The 19,113-nt window shown below is 69.6% G+C and carries 21 protein-coding genes and 2 pseudogenes; 13 read left to right on the top strand and 10 right to left on the bottom strand.

The window, feature by feature from the left end:
• The first annotated feature begins 333 nt into the window (after positions 1 to 333).
• Positions 334 to 684 carry a VOC family protein gene (locus OG798_RS51105; RefSeq protein ID WP_121413472.1) on the top strand — a complete coding sequence of 117 codons (351 nt, stop codon included), beginning with the start codon at positions 334 to 336 and terminating at the stop codon, positions 682 to 684.
• 293 nt (positions 685 to 977) lie between these two features.
• On the opposite strand, the gene OG798_RS51100 is transcribed toward OG798_RS51105, so the two are convergent.
• Positions 978 to 1,568, bottom strand: coding sequence for a TetR/AcrR family transcriptional regulator (locus OG798_RS51100; protein ID WP_261691248.1), 591 nt, complete (start codon positions 1,566 to 1,568; stop codon positions 978 to 980).
• A gap of 427 nt (positions 1,569 to 1,995) precedes the next feature.
• Here OG798_RS51100 and OG798_RS51095 point away from each other — a divergent pair, with 427 nt between their 5' ends.
• Entirely contained in the window at positions 1,996 to 2,958 is a 963-nt protein-coding gene (locus OG798_RS51095; RefSeq protein ID WP_095857448.1) for an alpha/beta fold hydrolase, read from the top strand.
• Between the two features lie 65 nt (positions 2,959 to 3,023).
• Here OG798_RS51095 and OG798_RS51090 read toward each other — a convergent pair whose 3' ends face one another.
• Positions 3,024 to 3,458, bottom strand: a complete 435-nt coding sequence (locus OG798_RS51090) for an ankyrin repeat domain-containing protein (RefSeq protein ID WP_121413474.1) — start codon at positions 3,456 to 3,458, stop codon at positions 3,024 to 3,026.
• 172 nt (positions 3,459 to 3,630) lie between these two features.
• On the opposite strand from OG798_RS51090, the gene OG798_RS51085 reads away from it, so the two are divergent.
• Positions 3,631 to 4,614, top strand: coding sequence for an aldo/keto reductase (locus OG798_RS51085; protein WP_328759661.1), 984 nt, complete (start codon positions 3,631 to 3,633; stop codon positions 4,612 to 4,614).
• 217 nt (positions 4,615 to 4,831) lie between these two features.
• Complete coding sequence (locus OG798_RS51080; RefSeq protein WP_328759660.1) at positions 4,832 to 5,827, top strand: quinone oxidoreductase family protein; 996 nt, start codon at positions 4,832 to 4,834, stop codon at positions 5,825 to 5,827.
• Between the two features lie 131 nt (positions 5,828 to 5,958).
• Here the strand turns inward: OG798_RS51080 and OG798_RS51075 are convergent, their stop codons facing one another.
• Positions 5,959 to 7,494 carry an AMP-binding protein gene (locus OG798_RS51075; protein ID WP_328759659.1) on the bottom strand — a complete coding sequence of 512 codons (1,536 nt, stop codon included), beginning with the start codon at positions 7,492 to 7,494 and terminating at the stop codon, positions 5,959 to 5,961.
• Positions 7,495 to 8,066: 572 nt separating this feature from the next.
• Here OG798_RS51075 and OG798_RS51070 point away from each other — a divergent pair.
• From OG798_RS51070 to OG798_RS51050, 5 genes are all read left to right on the top strand, one after another.
• The gene (locus OG798_RS51070) at positions 8,067 to 8,588 is read left to right on the top strand and encodes an HAD domain-containing protein (RefSeq protein WP_328759658.1); all 522 of its coding nucleotides are present in this window, start codon (positions 8,067 to 8,069) and stop codon (positions 8,586 to 8,588) included.
• Between the two features lie 147 nt (positions 8,589 to 8,735).
• Positions 8,736 to 9,242 (top strand): SigE family RNA polymerase sigma factor, encoded by a 507-nt coding sequence (locus OG798_RS51065; RefSeq protein ID WP_095850313.1) that lies wholly within the window; start codon positions 8,736 to 8,738, stop codon positions 9,240 to 9,242.
• An 8-nt stretch (positions 9,243 to 9,250) separates the two neighbouring features.
• On the top strand, positions 9,251 to 9,760 hold the full coding sequence (locus OG798_RS51060) for a cellulase (RefSeq protein WP_120988046.1): 510 nt from the start codon (positions 9,251 to 9,253) through the stop codon (positions 9,758 to 9,760).
• A gap of 202 nt (positions 9,761 to 9,962) precedes the next feature.
• Positions 9,963 to 11,189: a glycosyltransferase gene (locus OG798_RS51055; protein ID WP_121418083.1), complete on the top strand. Its 1,227-nt coding sequence runs from the start codon at positions 9,963 to 9,965 to the stop codon at positions 11,187 to 11,189.
• On the top strand, positions 11,186 to 12,592 hold the full coding sequence (locus OG798_RS51050; RefSeq protein ID WP_328759657.1) for a hypothetical protein: 1,407 nt from the start codon (positions 11,186 to 11,188) through the stop codon (positions 12,590 to 12,592). The genes OG798_RS51055 and OG798_RS51050 overlap by 4 nt, the downstream gene beginning before the upstream one ends.
• 12 nt (positions 12,593 to 12,604) lie before the next feature.
• Here OG798_RS51050 and OG798_RS56865 read toward each other — a convergent pair whose 3' ends face one another.
• The 6 genes from OG798_RS56865 to OG798_RS51025 form a co-directional block, all read right to left on the bottom strand.
• Positions 12,605 to 12,877, bottom strand: coding sequence for a hypothetical protein (locus OG798_RS56865; RefSeq protein ID WP_358580018.1), 273 nt, complete (start codon positions 12,875 to 12,877; stop codon positions 12,605 to 12,607).
• Positions 12,878 to 12,881: 4 nt separating this feature from the next.
• A complete protein-coding gene (locus OG798_RS56860) occupies positions 12,882 to 13,130 on the bottom strand; it encodes an aldo/keto reductase (RefSeq protein ID WP_358580015.1) in 249 nt (82 codons plus the stop codon).
• The gene (locus tag OG798_RS51040; RefSeq protein WP_328759655.1) at positions 13,037 to 13,495 is read right to left on the bottom strand and encodes an aldo/keto reductase; all 459 of its coding nucleotides are present in this window, start codon (positions 13,493 to 13,495) and stop codon (positions 13,037 to 13,039) included. The genes OG798_RS56860 and OG798_RS51040 overlap by 94 nt, the downstream gene beginning before the upstream one ends.
• A 4-nt stretch (positions 13,496 to 13,499) precedes the next feature.
• The gene (locus OG798_RS51035; RefSeq protein WP_328759654.1) at positions 13,500 to 13,730 is read right to left on the bottom strand and encodes an acyl-CoA reductase; all 231 of its coding nucleotides are present in this window, start codon (positions 13,728 to 13,730) and stop codon (positions 13,500 to 13,502) included.
• A 273-nt stretch (positions 13,731 to 14,003) separates the two neighbouring features.
• Positions 14,004 to 14,258 (bottom strand): hypothetical protein, encoded by a 255-nt coding sequence (locus tag OG798_RS51030; protein WP_220788737.1) that lies wholly within the window; start codon positions 14,256 to 14,258, stop codon positions 14,004 to 14,006.
• A 124-nt stretch (positions 14,259 to 14,382) separates the two neighbouring features.
• Positions 14,383 to 14,865: a carboxymuconolactone decarboxylase family protein gene (locus OG798_RS51025; protein ID WP_121413480.1), complete on the bottom strand. Its 483-nt coding sequence runs from the start codon at positions 14,863 to 14,865 to the stop codon at positions 14,383 to 14,385.
• Positions 14,866 to 14,942: 77 nt separating this feature from the next.
• Between OG798_RS51025 and OG798_RS51020 the strand changes: the two are divergent.
• The 3 genes and pseudogenes from OG798_RS51020 to OG798_RS51010 form a co-directional block, all read left to right on the top strand.
• A pseudogene (locus OG798_RS51020) lies at positions 14,943 to 15,854 on the top strand (pirin family protein); the annotation flags it as partial.
• A 27-nt stretch (positions 15,855 to 15,881) separates the two neighbouring features.
• Positions 15,882 to 16,223, top strand: coding sequence for a GNAT family N-acetyltransferase (locus tag OG798_RS51015; protein ID WP_328760201.1), 342 nt, complete (start codon positions 15,882 to 15,884; stop codon positions 16,221 to 16,223).
• 359 nt (positions 16,224 to 16,582) lie between these two features.
• A pseudogene (locus tag OG798_RS51010) lies at positions 16,583 to 16,678 on the top strand (maleylpyruvate isomerase N-terminal domain-containing protein); the annotation flags it as partial.
• A 414-nt stretch (positions 16,679 to 17,092) separates the two neighbouring features.
• Here OG798_RS51010 and OG798_RS51005 read toward each other — a convergent pair.
• The gene (locus tag OG798_RS51005; protein ID WP_328759653.1) at positions 17,093 to 18,229 is read right to left on the bottom strand and encodes an FAD-dependent oxidoreductase; all 1,137 of its coding nucleotides are present in this window, start codon (positions 18,227 to 18,229) and stop codon (positions 17,093 to 17,095) included.
• A 156-nt stretch (positions 18,230 to 18,385) separates the two neighbouring features.
• On the opposite strand from OG798_RS51005, the gene OG798_RS51000 reads away from it, so the two are divergent.
• Positions 18,386 to 19,096: a TetR/AcrR family transcriptional regulator gene (locus OG798_RS51000; protein WP_097228592.1), complete on the top strand. Its 711-nt coding sequence runs from the start codon at positions 18,386 to 18,388 to the stop codon at positions 19,094 to 19,096.
• The last annotated feature ends 17 nt before the right edge of the window (positions 19,097 to 19,113 follow it).

Here is a 19,113-nt window from a genome sequence, read left to right as displayed (position 1 = left end):
GAAGGCGCCTTGTGGTCAGACCGGTACGGGCGTCTCAGCACCGGGTATGTGAAGGTGAACTGACGGCTGTTGAGGGTCTGGTGTGCACCGGCCCGCAGCCGCCTTGCCACACCGTTGACCACCTGCCGATGATCCCGCCATGGTCGGCCGTACCCAATCTCCGCGGCAGGCACAAAGGACCACTTCCACATGGCGCCCTGGGCGGCCGAACCGCTGGCGGGGCCGACACCTCCCGCCAGTGGCTCTGCGCGGGCGGTTGACCGGCTGTGAACCGCAACACCCTGTGTGACGGCGCAGCGCCGTACTGTCCGTGTCAGGACCTACCCTGGGCGCATGATCAATGGTGGGCACATCATCGTCTACAGCCGTGATGCGGAAGCGGACCGGGTCTTCTTCAGGGATGTTCTGGAGTATCCGCATGTCGACGTGGGAGGTGGCTGGCTGATCTTCAAGCTTCCGCCGACCGAGATCGCCGTGCATCCCACGGACGGCCCTGAGACACAGGAGCTCTATCTGATGTGCGACGACGTCGACACAACCGTGAGGAGCCTGACCGCGAAGGGAGTGGAGTTCACGCTGCCCGTCACCGACGCGCGCTGGGGGCGGCTGACCAGGTTCCGACTGCCGGGTGGCGGCGAGGTGGGCCTGTACGAGCCCCGCCATGAGCGGGCGACCGACCTGTGAGGCGTCCCGGCACTCGGGATTCGTTCCCGACCTCACCCACGAGCAGTGGGCGCGGATCGACGGGGTCGCCGTCGCACTCCTCGGTCAAGGGAGCCACTTGGGGATCGGCAAGTCCTTCGCCGGCGGGGAGTCGGTCAGCGCCTTGCGCGATGTCTTCATGCCGGTGAGCGGCAAAGTCACCAGCGGCAGTACCGCAGGTTCGTTGCCGCCGAAAACTCCTGGTACTCCGGCTTCATGCTTCGCGTCGATCGCGATGGGAGCGGGGCAGCCTGCGTCAGATGCCCTGCCCATCGTCACTGCGGCTGGCGCAGTCCGGCGATGAGGAGGCCGACCAGTCGGCGTGCGTCGTAGCGCGGATCGCTGTCCGCACCGATGCAGAGGTTGCCCACGCCTCGCATCAGCTCAAGGCCCTCAAGGCCGGAGCGGATCTCGCCACGACCGGCCGCGGCGTCGAGCAGTTGGTCGCACACGGGCACGAGCCGTTCGAGGAAGTAGGCGTGCAGCGTGTCGAAACCGGCGTTGTCGGGCTGCAGCACGGCAGCGAGTCCGTGCTTGGTGACCAGGAAGTCGACGAAGAGGTCGATCCACTGCCCCAGCGCGGCGTATGGAGTGGCGCAGCTCGCCAGTAGGGCCGGACCGGCCTCGGCGCAGGCGTCGACCTGGTGACGGTAGACCGCGATGATGAGATCCGCCCGTGTCGGGAAGTGCCGGTAGATCGTGCCCATCCCGACACCGGCCTTGGCCGCGATGTCGCGTACCGGCGCCTCTACGCCCGAGGTGACGAAGACTGCGGCGGCCGCATCCAGCAAGGTCTGTCGATTACGCCGGGCATCCTTGCGCTGGGATCCCGCTGCACTTTCCGCGCCCTGACCGCTGTCGTTCACCGCGGCGATCCTTCCGTGAGACTTGCGAAACGGAACAGTGCCTCGTATCGGCCACGGAGCGAGGTTCCATTTTCGTGCATTGTGGCAGACCCGGGACCGACGCCCAAGCCGCCCGCCACCTGGCGTCTGCCGCCAACAGGCTCCGCCCGGACGAACACCCCGAACGCACAGAAGATCGAGGGTGCTCCCACCACGGTGACATCCGCACGGCCGGTAGTCCTGTCCGTCACGGGTCACGGGTCACGGGTCACGGGTCACGGGTCACGAGTCACGAGTCACGAGTCACGAGTCACGAGTCACGGTGAGGATCGTCAGGTCCGCGTGTCCGCTCCTGCCGCCGGAGACAATCTTTCGGCTCGCTGCGACACGAGTGAGGCGGGCTGCCGGTGAGCCCAGCGCGAAGATCACGGCACGTACCCTGATGCACATGGTTGAGCATCGAATGGTGGACGTGAACGGCGTTCGGCTGCACATCGCCGAGCAAGGGGACGGCCCCCTGGTAGTCCTCCTGCACGGCTTCCCCGAGTCGTGGCACTCCTGGCACCACCAGTTCGGACCCCTGGCCGATGCGGGCTTCCGAGTGGTCGCTCCCGACCAGCGCGGATACGGACGCAGCGACCATCCCGACGACGTCGACGCGTACACCATCCTCCACCTGGTCGGCGATGTCGTCGGACTGATCCACGCCCTGGGCGAGGAGAAGGCGTACGTCGTCGGGCACGACTGGGGCGCGCCGGTCGCCTGGCACACCGCGCTGCTACGACCGGACATGGTGCTCGGGGTGGCGGGCCTGAGCGTGCCGCCCCCGTTCCGGGGGACGGAGCCTCCGCTGGCCGCCATGGAGAAGAGGTTCGAAGGCCGCTTCTACTGGAACTACTTCAACCGCCCCGGTGTCGCCGACGCCGAGTTCGCCAAGGACACCCGCACCGCGTTGCGGAAGTTCTTCTATTCGGCCTCCGGTGACGCTTCGGGCGCCCGCGAGGGCATGCAGCCGCTGGTCGACCCCGAGCGGGGCTGGCTCGCGGCCATGCCGGACCCCGAGGTTCTGCCGGACTGGTTCACCGAGAAGGATCTCGACGCGCTCACCGAGAGTTTTTCCAAGGGCTTCACCGGGGCCCTCAACTGGTACCGCAACCTCGACCGCAACTGGGAACTGACCGCTCCCTGGCACGGCGCCGTCGTCACCCGGCCCGCCCTGTACATCTACGGCGACCGCGACTTGGTCCCCGCGTTTCCCGGCACTCCTGAACTCATCGAGCGCCTCCCCGACCTCATGCCCAACCTCTGGCGCGAGCCCCTCAAACTGGCCGGCTGTGGACACTGGACTCAGCAGGAACGCCCGGACGAGGTGAGCGCGGCGCTCATCGAATTCCTCAGGGCCTGTGCCTGAGCCCTGTCCGAGGTGGCTCTTGAGGTCCATCGTGCTGGTGGGATCCGCGATCGCGGACGGTGATGCTACGTAGTTCTCCCGCGGGGCGTCGCGCCCGCCGTGGTGAGGAGATCGGCAGTTTCGGGATGAGGGCCCTTGAGTGCCCACTCCAGCGGGGACCAGCCTGTGCCGTGATCCTCTCGGAGATTCGGATCGGCGCCGTGCGCCAGCAGTTCGCGCACTGTCTCGGTGTGACCCCAGCATGCGGCCGCGCACAGGGGTGTGCCGTCCGCGCCGGGTCCGCTGCTCTCGATGTCAGGGGAGGCCCCGGCCGCCAGGAGCAGGCGGGCGATCTCCGCTTCCCCGTTCACGGATGCCTCATAGAGAGGGGTGGTGCCCTCACCGGCGGCTCGTTCCGGGTCGGCACCAGCCCTCAGTACCGCCTTCACGCGGGCGGTGTCACCCACCAGAATCGCTTCGAAGAGACGATGGGAGAGCTTCTTCTGCTGCCGCTGGTTCATGACGGCCGAGGTTAGCGACCGCGCGCGTGGCGGGGCCAGTCATATCCACCCGTTGACGGCCGCGACCGGCATGGTTGCCGCGTAGCGGACCGCCAGCTTGAAATTCCCTTGGGAACGTGGCACGGGCCACGGCAGGATGGTCGCGTCACCAGCCATACGAGGGGAACGGTGGATGAGGCGAAACCAGCTTGGCAAGAGCAAGGTGCAGGTCACGGAACTGGGCTTCGGTGGCGGACCACTCGGGGGACTCTTCGCACCGCTGGACGACGAGACCGCCGCGGGAGCCCTTGAGGCAGCCTGGGACAACGGGATTCGCTACTTCGACACCTCTCCGCACTACGGCATCGGACACTCCGAGCGCCGCACCGGTGGTCTGTTGCGCGGCAAGCCGCGTGAGGAGGTGACGCTGTCGACGAAGGTCGGCCGGCTGCTGGTCCCGCAGGACCCGGCGGGCCGCATGGACGAGAGCTTCATGGTGCCCGCCACACACCGTCGGGTGTGGGACTTCACGCGGGACGGCATTCTGCGCAGCGTGGAGGACTCGCTCGAGCGGATCGGCGTCGACCAGATCGACGTGCTGTTCCTGCACGACGCGGAGCAGCATTTCGAGGATGCGTTGCGCGAGGGCTACCCCGCGCTCGCCGAACTGCGCGGCCAGGGAGTGGTGGGCGCGATCGGCGCGGGGATGTACCACCCCGGCAAACTGACCACGCTGGTCGAGGAGTCGGACGTCGATGTAGTCATGCTCTCCGGCCGCTACACGCTTCTGGACCAGAGCGCCCTCGACGAACTGCTGCCCGCCTGCACGGACCGGGAGGTCTCGGTACTCGCGGCGTCGGTCTTCAACTCCGGGCTGCTCGCCACGGCCCGACCTCCCGAGGGTGCCACCTTCGACTACGCGCCCGCCGCGCCGCGGACGCTGGAGCGCGCGCATCGCATCGCCGACGTCTGCGAGACACACGGTGTGACGCTCCCGGAGCTGGCCATGGCCTTTCCGCTCCGCCACCCGGCCGTCTCGGGCATCGTGGTCGGCATGCGTACCGCCGACGAAGTACACCGCAACATGGCGGCGTTCGGCGCGGAGATCCCGGCTCAGGTCTGGGACGATCTGCGAAGCGAAGGCCTCTTGGACGAGCGGGCACCAGTGCACGTCTGACGATCACCGGAACCATCACGCCCGGAACCAGAGCCGGATCGCCATGACGGCGACGGTGCCGTGAAATGCGGGGATTTTGTACCTGATCTGGCGTCGGCCATGGGGACGGCCGTCGTGGACGCAGGCTTGGGCCGCACGGGAATACGAAGATCATCACCCGGGTTGCCGCTCCCGTACGGCCCCACCGGAAGGGCCGTGACGATGAGGGGAGCGTCGTATGCGGGCGGTCGGGTTCAGAGTCAACGGTGGCGTCGAGGTACTGGAGGAGCTGGAGCTGCCCGAGCCCGTGCCGGCTGCCGACCAGGTCACTGTGCGGGTCGCCTTCGCGGGCGTCAATTTCGCGGAAATCCAGCACCGCCGGGGCGAGTTCGGCACCCCGGACGGCCCTGGTGGAGTGGACGTTCCCGGCCTGGAGGTGGCGGGGACTGTTGTCGCGCTCGGTGCGGGGGTGAGCGGCCTTGAGGTCGGCGAGCCGATTGCTGCGTACCTACCGGCTTTCGGCGGCTACGCCGAGGTGGTGACCGCGGACACGCGGTTCGTCAGGCCACTGCGCACCGGGACGGGAGAGGCCGACCTGGCCGAGGCAGCGGGGCTGCCGTGCGTCTTTCCGACGGCCTTTGGTGTGCTCAAGGACGCCGGTCGGCTGAGGGAGGGGGAAGATGTGCTGATCCACTCCGCGGCGGGGGGTGTGGGCTCTGCGGCCGCGCAGCTGGCCCGGGAGCTGGGAGCCGGTCGGGTGTACGGCACGGTCGGCTCGGTGGAGAAGATTCCGTATGCCACCGAGTTGGGCTACGACGCAGTGTTTCTGCGTGAAGGCTTCGCGGAGCGGTTGGCCGCGGTGACTGGTGGCCGGGGCGTGGACCTGGTCCTCGATCCCGTCGGCGGGCCGATCCGGGAGCAGAGCCTGACCGTGCTGGCGCCGTTCGGCCGCCTGGTCGCCTACGGAGACCTCGGTCGACACGAGCAGTGGACGGCCTCGGTGTGGGACTTGTGGAAGGGCAACCGGACCGTCGCCGGGTTCAACATCGGCGACCTCGCTCGTCGGGCTCCCGAGCGGATAGGCGAATACCTCGGCGAAGCACTCCGGCTGCTCGCGGCGGGGCGGATCCGGCCCGGGGTGACGCAGACCCTGCCCCTGGGCGAGGCGGCGAAGGCACACCAACTCCTGGAAACGGGCGCAGGCCGAGGCAAGATCCTTCTCTCGCTCACCTGACCCTACGTCAACCTGCCCGCCGGGCTCCTCACTTCCAGGAAAGATCGACCGGTTCCCAGCGTGATGGTGAGCCCGGCAGGAGGTGGAGCCGCGCTCACCATTTCAGCATCGGCACCCACCCTGCGGACACCTCAGCCGAGTTCCCGCTCGCGTCCCTCCCAATACGGCTCCCGCAACTTGTACTTCTGGAGCTTGCCGGTCGTCGTACGCGCCAACTCCTCCCGGAACTCCACCGAAGTAGGCGCCTTGAAGCCGGCGAGACGCTCCTTGCAGAACCGGATCAGCTCGTCCTGCGTCACCCGCGCGCCGGGAGCAAGAACCACCAGCGCCTTCACGGTCTCGCCCCACTTCTCGTCAGGCACCCCGATCACCGCGACCTCGGCAACCGCCGGATGGCTGAAGAGGACGTCCTCCACCTCGATCGACGACACGTTCTCCCCGCCCGTGATGATCACGTCCTTCTTGCGGTCACTGATCGTCAGATGGCTGTACTCGCCGATCGACCCTCCGTCCCCCGTGTGGAACCAGCCCCCGGACAACGCCCGTGCACTCTCCTCCGGCTGCTCCCAGTACCCCTCCAGAACCACGTTCGAGCGCGCGAGGACCTCACCCTCGGCGTCCGTCCTGAGGGTCACGCCCAGCGCGGGAGCACCGGCCCGCACCAGCTTCTCCGCCCGCTCCGCAGCGCCGAGGCCGTCCCACTCGGCGCGGGCACGGTTGACGGTCAGCAGCGGCGAGGTCTCGGTCAGGCCGTAGATCTGAATGAACTCCCACCCCAGCTCCGACTCCACGCGCGCGACCGTCTGGGTCGGCGGCGGAGCGCCCGCAACGATGATCCGCACCCGATCACGGCCGGGGATCTCCCCCTCCCAGGACTCGGCGGCGGCCAGCACCGCCCCCACGACCGCGGGCGCCGCGCACATCACCGTCACACCGTGCTCGGCCACCCGGCGCAGGATCTCGGCCCCGTCCACCTTGCGCAGCACGATCTGTGGCACGCCCAGGGCCGACATCGCGAACGGCATGCCCCAGCCGTTGGCATGGAACATCGGCAACGTGTGCAGATACACGTCCCGGTCCGTCACCCCGGCGTGCAACGCGAAGGTGACCGCGTTCACCCAGATGTTGCGATGGGTGATCTGCACCCCCTTGGGCCGGGCCGTCGTACCACTGGTGTAGTTGATGGTCGCGGTGGCGTTCTCGTCCGCCTCCCAGGCTTGCGGGGCAGTGCCGAAGCGGTACAGCTCGGCGTCGGCTGCGGCGCCGAGCGTGAAACGGTGCCCGCACTTGACATCGGCCAGACGCTCCGTCAGCTCCGGGTCGACAAGGAGCACATCGGCCCCCGAGTGACCGACGATGTAGCTCACCTCGTCCGCCGTCAGGCGGAAGTTGACCGGGACCAGCACCCGCCCGTAGCCGCTGACACCGAAGAACGACGTCAGAAGCCGCGCGCTGTTCGGCGAGACCACCGCCACGCGAGCGCCCAGCGGCACACCCAGCGCATCCAGCCCGGCAGCCTGAGCCCGCGCCAACTCCCCCACCCGCCCGTACGTCAGCCCCTCCCAGACCTCGGCCGGTTGGTCCGGCTCGTCCACCACACCCACCCGGTCGGCATACACAGTGACGGCACGATCCAGAAAATCACGGACCCCGAACGGGACGATCATCACAGCCTCCGAAGCTTGAACGACACAGAGCCTCTATCCCGCCACGCCCTCGCGTATCCCGACAAGCCATCCGACACCCTGCGAACAACTCAGGGTGTCGGACCCGAGCTCGCGAGACCCGGACGACCGCGGTTCTACGGCTGTACGGTCGCCGTGGCAGTCAAGCCGCACCACTCGAAGGTACGTACCGGCGCCCCGAATGTCCGCTTGATACGGCCCGTCGAGCACCGCCTTTGTATCGGCTGTCGCTGAAGAGATCCGGGCCGCGGTCCGGATCTGGTTCTCGGCAGTCGTTGCCGCTGACGGTACTCCGTGTGACGCGCCCGACCACGCCGGCCACGAACCCGATCCCGTCGGTCGACAGCCACCGGTGCCCCGTGCCGGTGCTGTCGACGATCGAGGTGACGCTGTCCGCACCGGCGACCAGCGTCTGCGGAGCCAGGATCGTTTCCGCTCTCGTGCGGTACTCGGCAGACTCGAGCGGATCGCCGTGATTGTTCGGTGGCCGACCACAGGGCTGACGTGGTCGAGACGGTCCGGTCCCCGTTGTGATCCGCCGCTATCGTGCCGGCGTGACTGGCTCTCCGCAGCGTCCGCTGCTGTTTCTCGATGTCGACGGACCGCTCATCCCGTTCGGTGCGGCGCCCGAACAGTATCCGGCCCATGCCACCGGCCTCGAACCGCTCGATGCCGACGCGAATCCGCTCTTGGCCCGACTGGATCCCGAGCACGGGCCTCGGCTGGCGGCGCTCCCGTGCGAGGTGGTCTGGGCCACGACATGGATGGCTGACGCGAACGAGTGCATCGCCCCGCGCATTGGTCTGCCGCAGCTGCCTGTGGTGGTCTGGCTGGAACCGTCCGACATCGATGATCAGGACGAGCGGAACGGATTGCACTGGAAGACCCGCACCCTTGTCGAATGGGCGGCCGGACGCCCGTTCGTCTGGGTCGACGACGAGATCACCGACACCGATCGGGCCTGGGTCACCGCTCACCATCCAGCGAACGCCCTGCTCCACCGGGTCGACCCCCGCCGTGGTCTGACTGATCACGACTATGCGGCGATCGACTCCTGGCTGAGGCGGTTGTTCTGACTCCCTCGTGGAGCAGGTGAGGTAGCCGTCGGTCCATCGCCGGGCCCCAACAACGTGACCCGCATCACGCGCCGGAAGTGCATAGCGAGGTGCTCACCAACGTCTTTCTCCAGGTGTACGAAGCTGGCAAGTGCGGGGACGGTGCGGATGGAACAGGCTCAGGCCGAGAGCTACGACGGGTTCGTAGCGGCCCGTTGGTCGGCGTTGTTCCACCTCGCCCGTCTGCTCTGTGGAGGTGACCGACACCGTGCCGAGGATCTGCTCCAGGAAGCCCTGGTCAAGCTCTGGTTCGTCTGGCCGAAGGTCGCGGACGAGGCGCCCGAGGCGTACGTACGCAAGGTCCTGGCACGCGCGGCCGCCCGTTCCGCCCGCCGGCGGTGGTGGGGCGAGCGGCCCGTGGAGCAGCTGCCCGACCTGGCACACACCGGGGACGAGTCCGCCGCCGTGGTGGAGCGGACGCGGCTGGAGGCGGCCCTCGCCCAGCTGCCGCCCCGGCAGCGGGCCGCCGTGGTGCTGCGTTACTACCAGGACCTGCCCGAAAAGCAGGTCGCGGAGGTTCTGGGATGCCCGCTGGGCACCGCCCGGTCCCACGCGTCACGCGGAGTGGCGCGACTGCGTCAGATCCTGGCCGATGTCATCGAGCCGGTGGGGTGAAGGGAAGCATGGATCACTTCGAGCGGGAGTTGGCGCGGATGATGCGCGACGCCCAGGAGTACACCCCTTTTGAGCCCGCACAACAGAACCGGCTCAGGACGGGAGTGCTCGTCCGCCGCCGGGTCCGCGCCGCGCAGAAGGCCGTGGGCTCCGTACTGGTGGCCGCCGGGCTCGGCGTAAGCCTGGTCCTGCTGCCACACGCGCCGGACCGCGACCAACCCCAGGCCCCCGTGCCGCGGCCCACGACCGGCTTCTCCTCCCCGACCACCACGCCGTCCCCGACCCCGCCCCCCAGCACCAGCCCTACCGGGTCGGCCCCCACCACGCCCACGGCGCCGATCACGACCGAGAGTGCGATAGAGAGCTCGAGCTCGGTCGGCACCGGTCCCTCGGGGACCGCGACTGCCGGTCCGCCGGCCACCGTCCCGGCCACACCGAGCGGAAGCATCACGCCGTCGTCCCCGCCGACGACGACACTCGAGCCCTCGTCGTTCGTCAGCGCGACCGGCGCCGAGTAGCCGCCGAAGACACGGCCGTCCCGGCCGCTCCCCCACGGAATTTCCGCGCCGCCCCCTGTCCCTGCTCGACCCCTGGCCGTACTCCCTGATCGCAGCTGCGCCGTGAGCGCCTTCGGCATGCCCTGCGACAGCACAGAAACCTGGATGAACCATGACCAAGACCGCACGGTCCGCCCCGATGAACCTCGCGACGGGACTGCCCATGGACCGACTGCCGCTCCGCCTGCCGCTGCCGGCGGACCACCCGGAACCCGTACTGGACGTGGTCGTCCCCGTGTTCAACGAGGAGACGGATCTGGAGCCGAGCGTGCGGCGGCTGCACGCGCATCTGCGTGAGACGTTCCCGTACCCGTTCCGCATCACCGTCGCCGACAACGCCAGCACCGACGACACCCCGCGGATCGCGGCCCGGCTGGCCGCCGAACTGCCGGAGGCCGAGTGGATACGGCTGGCCGAGAAGGGGCGTGGCCGTGCCCTGCGCGTCGCCTGGTCGCGCTCGCGGGCCCCGGTCCTGGCCTACCTGGACGTGGACCTGTCCACCGAACTGAACGCGCTGCTCCCGCTGGTCGCCCCGCTGATCTCCGGCCACTCCGACATAGCCATCGGCACCCGCCTGGCCCGTGGCTCCCGGGTGATACGCGGTCCCAAGCGGGAGATCATCTCCCGTTGTTACAACGTCCTGCTGCGTTCCACTCTCGCCGTCGGCTTCTCCGACGCGCAGTGCGGCTTCAAAGCGGTCCGGCGCGACGTCGCCGAGCGGCTGCTGCCCCTGGTGGAGGACTCGGAGTGGTTCTTCGACACCGAACTGCTGGTGATCGCCGAGCGGGCCGGGCTACGCATCCACGAGGTGCCCGTCGACTGGGTGGACGACCCCGACAGCCGCGTCGATCTGGTCTCGACGGCCATGGCCGACCTGCGCGGCATCGTCAGGATCGGCAGGGCGCTCGCCCGTGGCACGCTCCCGACGGCGGGGCTGCGGCGCGCCACCGGAGGTGATCCGCCGGGCCCACTGTCCGCCCAGTTGCTGCGCTTCGGCGCCGTCGGCGTGGTGAGCACGGTCGGGTACGTCCTCCTCTACTCGGCCCTGCGCCCGGTGGCGGGGCCGCAGGGCGCCAACGCGTGGGCGCTGCTGGTCTGCGCCGTCGCGAACACCGCCGCGAACCGGCGGCTCACCTTCGGGCTGCGCGGGCGGGGCGGAGCGCTGCGGCAGCAGGCCAAGGGCCTGGTGGTCTTCGGCCTCGGTCTGGCGCTCACCAGCGGCTCGCTCGCCGCGCTGCACCGCTGGGCGCCGGAACCCGCGCGGCCCACGGAAGTCGCGGTGCTCGTCATCGCCAACCTGGTCGCGACACTGCTGCGCTTCCTGCTCCTGCGGGCCTGGGTGTTCACCGCCGGCCCCCGCGGCAACCGAACAGGAGCCGAGCCCCGATGAACGACCCGAGCCTCACGAACGCTCCGTCGTACGAACGCAACAGGCCCCACGCCGAAGGCCGTTCGCCCGCCACGGAACCGCCGTACAACACCAGCCTGCCGCCTGCCCCATCTCCCTCCCCTATCTCTCTCACCTCTCTCACCTCCACCGCCCGGCAGCGGTGGGCGCGACTGTGCCGGGCGGCCGAGCACCACGGTCCGGTGCTCGCGCTGTACGGTGCGCTGAAGCTCATCGGCTTCTGCGTCTTCATGTACCTGCTGGACTCCTCCGGGGACTTCCGCAAGAAGGACCCCCGCTTCGGCGGCGGCGCCCACGCTTGGGACGTCCTGGCCACCTGGGACGGCTGGTGGTACCAGCAGATCGCCGCGCACGGCTACCACCCCGCGCTCGTCCCGGTACCCGGGGCGAGCGGCCTGATCACCATCGAGGGCAACTCCGCGGCGTTCTTCCCGCTGTACCCCGCCCTGATGCGGCTGGTCTCCTCCTGCACCGGCCTGGGTCTGTTCGGCGCCGGCCTGCTGGTCTCGGTCGCCGCCTCGTTCGTCGCCGCCCTGGCGATCCACGCCGTCACCGCGCGGATCGGCGGACGGCGGGCCGGGCTCGCCGCAGCCGGCCTCTGGGCCGTGTGGCCCGGATCCGGCATGGAGTGGTCGGGCTACTCGGAGTCCCTCTACGTCGCCCTCGCAGCATGGGCCTGCTACGCCGTCATGCGCCACCACTGGATCACCGCCGGCATCCTGACCTGCGCCACGGGTCTCACTCGTCCGACGGCCACCGCGCTGATCGCGGCGCTCGCCGTCGCGGCGCTGCTGGCCGTACACCGGCAACGGCGGGAGGTCCGCCGCTGGGGAGACGCCCCCGGCCCGGACGGGAAGAGGCGTAGGGTCAAATTCCTGCGGCCGCTGATCGCCGTGGCGATCGCCCCCCTCGGCCTGTTCGGCTACCTCGGCTGGGTGGGATACCGGATGGGCGACCACAGCGGGTACTTCAAGCTCCAGGAAGGCGCCTGGGCCCACACGTTCGACTACGGCAAGCACACCCTCGACGTGTTCACGTCCCTCCCGGTGGGCCACTTCGACTACCTCTTCGCCTACCCCTACGAAGACTTCATCGGCGTAGGCACGGTCCTGCTGGCCCTCATCGTCCTGCCGCTGCTGCTCCGGCTCCGCCCGCCTGCGGTCCTCGTCGTCCACACCGTCCTGACGATCGCGCTCGTCCTGGGCAGCCAGCAGATCTTCGGCAACATCTCCCGCTACCTTCTCCCGGCCTTCCCCCTGTTCATCCCGTGCGCCGTCGCCATGCGCCGGCTCAGCACGCCGGTGCTGTGCACCGTCCTCGGAATCGCCGCGCTCGCCTCCGGCTCATACGCGGGGTACGTCCTGTTCGAACTCGGCGTTCCATAAGGCCATCGGTGTTCAGCGGTCGTGATCCCCAGGCTCCGGTTTCGGTGGCGCGAGCGCGGTGCGGCGGTCGTACAGAAAGTCGTGTCGTGCAACTGGGGCGCGGGTGCGGGTGTCGAGCACCGGCAGGAGCCCTTGGCGCAGCACCCAGGCGAGGGCGACTCGCGCAGGCGTCAGACCGGTCTCGGCCGCGATCACCGTGACGGCGTCCAGGGCCTGTCGGCGGGAGACGGGGAGCCAGGAAGGGGGCGCTTGCCGACGAGCAGGCCGCGCGCGAGGGGGCTCCACGCGGTCACGGTGAGTCCGAGCGCCCGTGCCATGGGCAGGAGTTCGCGGTCGGGCGACCGCGCGGCGAGGGAGTACTCGACTGCAGGCCGCAATAGGCACTCCAGCCGCGGAGTTCGGCGATGGCCTGGGAGCGGGCGATCACCCAGGCCGGGGTGTTGCTCACCCCGACGGCCGGTACGTTCCCGGAGCGTATGAGGTCGTCGAGGGCCCGCAGGGTCTCCTCGGCGGCGGTGCACTCGTCCCAGGCGTGCACCCACAGCAGGTGACGTGGTCGGCGGCCAGTCGGCGCAGGCTTTCCTCGACGCTGCGGCGCAGGCCCTTGCGGTGGCTGCCGCCGGAGTTCGGGTCGTTCCTGTCGGTCGGCAGGGTGAACTTCGTACCCAGGAGGACCGCGTCGCGTTCGGCCGCCACGAGGCGGCCGACGATTCGTTCGCTCGCGCCGTCGTTGTAGACGTCGGCGGTGTCGAGGAAGGTGCCGCCCGCCTCGCGGAAGGCGACGTAGATCTCCCGGCAGATCGCTTCCTCGGCCCCGAATCCCCACTCGGTGCCGAACGTCATCGTGCCCAGGCACAGTTCGCTGACGCGCAGGCCGGACCGGCCGAGCAGGCGCGACCGCATGGAGTCAGGCATCGTCGTCGACCACCCAGTTGACGAACTGGTGCAGGGGATACATCGCGTCGTGCGGATTGCCGATGCTGCCGCTGAGGGCGCTGCCCAGTTTCACGACGCGCTGGACACCCGCGCCGGCCGGCCGGTCGCGCAGCTCGGCCTTGTCCTCGGTATGGACTCGGGCGCACCGGCGCGCCTCGCGTCCTTCGGTATCGTGCGCGACGCCGACGAACAGGAGCGTCATAGCCGGGCGGCGGTACGGCTGTTCCTGCGGAGCAACCCCGCGCTCCCACCGGGCTCGTGTGCGTCACGACCACGGGATCGGCGCCAAGGGCGAGGCTCCGGCGAACGGTGGTTGTCCGCCCGCGCCGGATCCGTCGACCGGACGGCGACCGAAGAGTCGTTTCACCACAGGGGGTTCGATCACGGTTCCAGATACCGGCCCCGGCCCAATCGGCAGGTCAGGTGCGAACTCTTCCCCCCGAGCGCCTGCCGCGTACGGCAACGCTTTCGGCAGTCACTCCGCCCCGATCAGGCCTCTTCGGACGGTTGCTCGCAACGCCAGTGACCGACCATGCCGCCAAAGCTGCCGACTGCCACCTGCGATCCCGGCTGCGCAGGGCGGGTTGGCCCGATCCTCGCCGGCGCGCACGAGGATCTCGTCGACGGCCACCCGATGGTCCCGGGCGACGATGTAGGAGACCGCGTCGGCGATGTCCTCGGGGCGCAGCAATTCCATGCCCTCGGTCTGGCTCTCGATCGCCTGCCGCACACCGTCGCGGAGGTGCGTGCTCAGCTCGAACTTCTTCAGGGCATTCGACCACCGGGACCACGGCGACCCCGCCCGGTCCGTACCCGAGCCACGCCCGGACAGCCGCCCCGCTCCCCCGGCGGGATCAGCGCTCCGTACGCACCGGGTGCTTGCTCATGATCGAGACCCGGTTGAACGCGTTGATGGCGATCGCCACCCAGATCACCGCGGAGATCTGGTCGTCGGTGAGGACGTCACGAGCACCCGCCCAGGCGGTTTCCTGCGCGGCGGCGTCGGTCGGCTCGGTCGTCGCCTCCGCCAGCGCGAGGGCCGCGCGTTCCGCGGGAGTGAACAGTTCGGTGTCCCGCCAGGCGGCCAGCACTCCGAGCCGCTGCGCCGTCTCGCCCGCACGCAGGGCGGCCCGGGTGTGCACGTTGAGGCAGTAGGCGCAGCCGTTGATCTGCGACACCCGGAGGTTGATCAGCTCCACCACCGTCCGGTCGAGCCCCGCGTCGGCGGCAGTCGCGCGCACCGCTTCCGACGTCTGGACCAGTGCGTGGTAGGCCTTCGGGCTCTGCTTGTCGATGAAGATCCGCTGCGTCGCGGTTCCTGTCGCGTGGCTGCTCAACCCCGGACTCCGTCCTACTATGCTGCGAGTATCATTGTTGAATCTGAAACTATCATGGTGACGGAAGGCGATCTCCGGTGAGCGATGTCGACGTTCTCTCCCCACGTGACGTACCCCTGGGCGGCCCGCGCGCGATGACCGTGCGGCGCACGCTGCCGCAGCGCGCGCGGACCCTGATCGGAGCATGGTGCTTCGCCGACCACTACGGTCCCGACGACATCGCCGAGACGGGCGGCATGGACGTCGCCCCGCATCCGCACACCGGGCTGCAGACGGTGAGCTGGCTGTTCAGCGGGGAGATCGAGCACCGCGACAGCCTCGGCAGCCACGCGTACGTACGGCCCGGCGAGCTGAACCTCATGACGGGCGGGCACGGCATCAGCCACTCGGAGGTGTCCACCCCGGGCACCACGGTCCTGCACGGCGTCCAGCTGTGGGTGGCGCTGCCCGAGGAGCACCGGCACGCCGAGCGGGACTTCCAGCACTACGTTCCCGAGCCCCTGCGGATCGACGGGGCCGAGATCAGGGTCTTCCTGGGCTCCCTCGCCGGTCAGGAGTCCCCGGTGCGCACCTTCACACCCCTGCTCGGCGCCGAGGTCGTCCTCGAACCGCGCGCGACGGTCACGTTCGCCGTGGACCCCGGCTTCGAGCACGGGCTGCTCGTCGACCACGGAGACGTCCGCATGGCCGACACCTTGCTGCGTCCGGCGGAGCTGGGCTACGCCCAGGCCGGAACCACAGTTCTGACGTTGGTGAACGAGTCGGACGACCCGGCTCGCACCGTACTGCTCGGCGGAACCCCGTTCGAGGAGGAGATCGTCATGTGGTGGAACTTCATCGGCCGTAGCCATGAGGACATCGTCCGCGCCCGGGAGGACTGGGCGAACGCCTCCGATCGCTTCGGCACCGTCGAGGGATACCCGGGGGACCGTCTTCCCGCTCCCGTTCTTCCGCATGCCACCATCTCGCCACGCGGCAACCCGCCGCGTCGCCGACCCGCATCCGAAAGGCACCCCATGACCGAGTCGTCTCCCGCCGCTCCGACCGTCGAGCGGAACGACGCCAGGCATCGCTACGAAATCCTGGTCGACGGCAAGCGTGCCGGCCTCACCGCCTACCGCGACCGCGGTGAACAGCGCGTCTTCTTCCACACGGAAGTCGACGACGCCTTCGCCGGGCAGGGCCTGGCCGCGCGGTTGGTCGAGTACGCGCTCACCGACGTGCGCGAACTCGGTATGCGGATAGTGCCCGTGTGCCCCTACGTCGCGAAGTTCCTGAAGAAGCACGACGAGTTCGCCGACATCACCGACCCCGTGACCCCCGAGGTCCTGGCGTGGCTGGACACGCAACTGGGCTGACCCACGCCTCCTCGCGGTGCCCCGAGCGGAAAACGTCAACAGCACCGCTTCGACGGGCCACCGCTCCCCGGCCGAGCCGCCGCCGCGCAGGCGCCGGTGCGAGGCCGGGGGCGGAGGCCGCCCCCTTCGTACGATCGTCAGCGTCAGCCGCGCACCGTCCCTGCCGCGCAGGCGGATCTGCTGGGTCGTCCGCTCACCTCGGAGGACGAGCCACGCGTTTTCGTCGGTGCCGCCGCCGCCAGCGGGTGGCCACCGCCCTCACCTTCGTACTGACCTCGCCGGAGCACCCGTACACCCACCACCTGCTCGCGGCCGTCCCCCGCGAGGGCCGACAATCGAGCCGCTTACGGGTCGCCCACGCGCTACTGGTCGGCACCGGACGGCGCGCCCCGACCGACGCGGAGAAGGCCGAACTGGACGACCTGGCCGCGAAACTCCCGCTCGTCATCGGATGATCGTCCGGCTGAACGGACCCTTCGGCGCGGGCAGAACCGCACGGGGCGCCTGACGGGACTGCCTGCGGCCGGCGCCGGCGCCGCCGGGCGAACCGCTGGAGGAGGGCGAGTCGGCTCCGTGTTCGCCTTGGCCCACAGGCCGCCGATTTGCCGAGCGCACGCGCGCCAGCCATGCCCTGCACGCCACCATCCACGCGTTCCTGACGGTCTGCCACAGAAAGCGGTCCGGCACCGTCTGCGACTGCCTCAGCCGGACGTTGCGCGGCAAGCCCTGGCCGGTCGGCCCCCGGCCTCCGTCGGCCCAAGCTGTCACCGCTGGCCCCTCACCCACCCCGCCGCCCTGACCAGAGCGAGTAGGGACTTCGCCCTGCTCGGCTCGGCCGGCGCTCCTCTACCGTGACCGAGCGGGGGAGGTCACTCGGCGTGTTCGTGGTTGGTGAAGAGGCCGATGAGGCTGTGTGGGGCGTTGTCGTCGAAGCACAGCTCGTGGTTTTGGGCAGCCTCGGTGGCAGCAGCGGCGCTCCGTGGAAAGAGGGCTTCCTCGTACGTGGTGAGCGCGGCCTCGATGTTGTCCGGGTGCGCGGCGATGGCCTTGCCGAGTTCGGCTCCGTCGAACATGGCGAGGTTCGCGCCCTCGCCGGCGAAAGGTGACATCAGGTGGGCGGCGTCGCCGAGCAGGGTCACGCCGGGCACGCGGTCCCACCGGTGTGCGATCGGCAGGGCGTTGATGGCCCGCGGAACCGGTGCGGTCTCGCCGTCGGTGATCAACGCGGTGAGTTCCGGGGCCCAGCCGGCGAACTCCTCCGCGACCCGGGCCGTAGCCGCGCCCGCGTGGGTGAAGTCGATGGCGGCGATCCACTCCTGCGGCTTGTTGAGCGCCACGTAGGTGTGCAGGACGCCGCCGGGCTCCCGGTGGGCGAGGATCCCCTTCCCGGGTGCGAGTGCGAAGAGCGCGCCGCCGCCGACCGCCTGTGCGCTGGCCGGGTGGCGGGTGTCGCCGTCGAACAGGTAGGTCTCGATGAAGGATATGCCGACGTACTCGGGTGTGGCGTCGGACAGCAGCGGACGGATCCGCGACCACGCCCCGTCCGCGCCGACCAGGAGACCGGTCTCCACGGTCGGCCCGTCCGCGAACGTCACTTCGTGCCGGCCGCCCCCGAGGGACCGGACCGCGGTGGCCTTGTGCCCCCACTTGATCGTGTCGGCCGGCAGCGAGTCGAGCAGAAGCTGCCGTAGGGCGCCGCGGTGGACCTCCGGACGCCCGCCGGTGCCGTCGTCGGGTTCGTCGAGGAGCACGGTTCCGTCCCGGTCGAGGACCCGCGACGCCTCACCGCCCTTGTGGATGAGGCCGCGGAACTCCTCGAGGAGGTCGGCCGCGTCGAGGGCGAGCTGCCCGTTGTACTCGTGGATGTCGAGCATGCCGCCCTGCGTGCGGGCGGTCGGTGAGGTCTCGGCCTCGTAGATCGTCGTGGGGATGCCGTGGACGTGGAGTACACGGGCGAGGGTCAGCCCTCCGAGCCCGGCGCCGATGATCGTGACGTCAGCGGTCATGGTGGTTCCTTTTCATGGCGGTTCCTTGCCTGTCGCGGCCCGCCGGGCGAGCATGCGGCAGACCCCCTCTGGAACGTTGTTCCAGACACAGACTGGAACGGCGTTCCAGAGATGTCAAGCTGGAACGCCGTTCCAGGCATGTGCCAGGATGTACACATGGCAACCAGGACACGCCGCCCGGAACGACGCGAGGAACCACTCTCCCGCCAGCGCATCGTCGAGGCCGCGATCGCACTTCTCGACACCGCCGGCGAGGGCGCGCTCACCTTCCGCGCACTGGCCGAACGCCTCGCCACCGGACCCGGCGCGATCTACTGGCACGTCACGGGCAAGGACGAACTCCTCAACGCCGCCACCGACGCCGTCATCGCCACCATGACCGCCGACACCACCAGCACCGCCGGTACCGCCGCCGCAACGCCGCAGGAAGCGATCCGCACCCTCGCACTCGGCGTCTTCGACGCCATCGACGCCCACCCCTGGATCGGCACACAACTCGCCCGCGCCCCGTCCCAGTCACCCCTACTGCGGGTCTTCGAACACCTCGGACGCCACATCCAAACGCTCGGCGTACCCCACCCTGCCCAGTTCACCGCCGCCTCCGCCCTGCTGAACTACATCCTCGGAGTCGGCGGACAGAACGCGGCCAACGCCCGCGGACACCACCAGCACACCAGCCGGACCGAATTCCTCGACACCACCGCGACCTCATGGGCCAACCTCGACCCCGACGAGTACCCCTTCACCCGCAACGTCGCAGACCAACTACGCCACCACGACGACCGAACAGAGTTCCTCGCCGGCCTCGACCTCATCCTCACCGGGATCACCACACGCCATGGTCCGATCGACCCGACACCGTCGTAACCCCCCACCCAGCGGGG

Origin of the sequence: Streptomyces sp. NBC_00271 (assembly GCF_036178845.1) — a bacterium.
In the GTDB taxonomy this organism is placed as follows: Bacteria; Actinomycetota; Actinomycetes; order Streptomycetales; family Streptomycetaceae; genus Streptomyces.
Note: the sequence above shows the minus strand (reverse complement) of the source record. Positions and strands in the feature narration are given on the sequence as shown.